This window comes from Nostoc sp. UHCC 0251, from assembly GCF_034932245.1.
GTDB lineage: Bacteria > Cyanobacteriota > Cyanobacteriia > Cyanobacteriales > Nostocaceae > Nostoc.
On record NZ_JAYGHD010000285.1, the window covers coordinates 1 to 1,063 of the forward strand.

2 protein-coding genes are annotated in these 1,063 nt (G+C 38.2%); both read right to left on the minus strand.

Going from position 1 to position 1,063, the window contains the following annotated elements:
• Positions 1–89: 89 nt before the first annotated feature.
• Positions 90–293 (minus strand): hypothetical protein, encoded by a 204-nt coding sequence (locus VB740_RS18230; protein WP_323201364.1) that lies wholly within the window; start codon positions 291–293, stop codon positions 90–92.
• Positions 294–364: 71 nt separating this feature from the next.
• Positions 365–865 (minus strand): winged helix-turn-helix domain-containing protein, encoded by a 501-nt coding sequence (locus VB740_RS18235; RefSeq protein WP_323201365.1) that lies wholly within the window; start codon positions 863–865, stop codon positions 365–367.
• Positions 866–1,063 lie beyond the last annotated feature (198 nt).

The window sequence follows — 1,063 nt, forward strand, 5'->3', positions numbered from 1 at the left end:
AGGGTAAAGGTTAAAGGGGAAGGGGACAATACAGAACTTTTTCCCCTTCCCCCTTCCCCCTTGCCCTTTTCCCGACTTATGCAAGAAGTCTAATCTTCTGCCAATTGCTGAGATAGCCAGTCTAAAAACTGTTGAAAATAGTCACCATTTAATTTAGGGTATTCTTGCTGGAAATGTTGCCCTGTCAATGGTTCGATTGCACCATAAATCCAAAAATTTTCCCTGTCCCATTTAACAGGTACAGTTGGCTTGACTCCAGATGCTGTAATTACTTTCCCTGTTAGAGTTTTCAATCCAAGCCTGGTTTCATCCTGGCACATATAACGAACACACTTTCCTTGTGCTAAGTGTTTTTCCAAGCTATCTAGGATAATACCGAGTTTTTTTTAAACTCAGATACCAACTTTTCATCCTGCTTATGACTTTGAGGACGTGGTACTTTGAGCTTTGCCCCTAATTTATATCGAACTAATGCATAAACTGTTGCATATTCCATCTCAAGTTCATATTCTTGTTTGAGCCAGTCTACGATTGCACCATAGCTACTAAACCCTTTCCCTGTTTTTAACTCCTGCTCTAATCCTGCGATCGCAGCATCATGAATTTTTGGTTTTGCTCCTGAAGCTTTCTTAATTTTCAATAATTCAGATATTCCACCTGACCTATATCTTTGCAAGCATCTTGTCACCGTTGAAGTATTTTTCGCCAAGCGTTTACCAATTTCTTGTTGCTCCAAAACTAGCCCACTTTTAATCCACCACAGCATAATAAGTTTTTCTTTCTGATTCCCCAAGTTGGCTGTTTGTAGACGCTTTTTTAGTTCTTCTTCGCTTTCTGCGATTTCAATCTCAAAAGGGCGGCTCATAGATATTATAATTTATCGAGTTTCTTTTCTCTATTATATGCAGCTTCATATAAAATTGGTATGAGCTTCGCTAACCATAGAATTGCTCAAGCCAATTACTCTAGTTACTACTAAAAAAATAATAGAGAAAATTTGGACAATATGTGCGATTCGTTGATTAGTAAATCACGGTAATCAGTCCGTAAATAGCTAATCCAG

What these genes read in the sequence shown, in the direction of transcription:
- VB740_RS18235 (WP_323201365.1), bottom strand. Translation starts at nt 865, where the DNA reads ATGAGCCGCCCTTTTGAGATTGAAATCGCAGAAAGCGAAGAAGAACTA.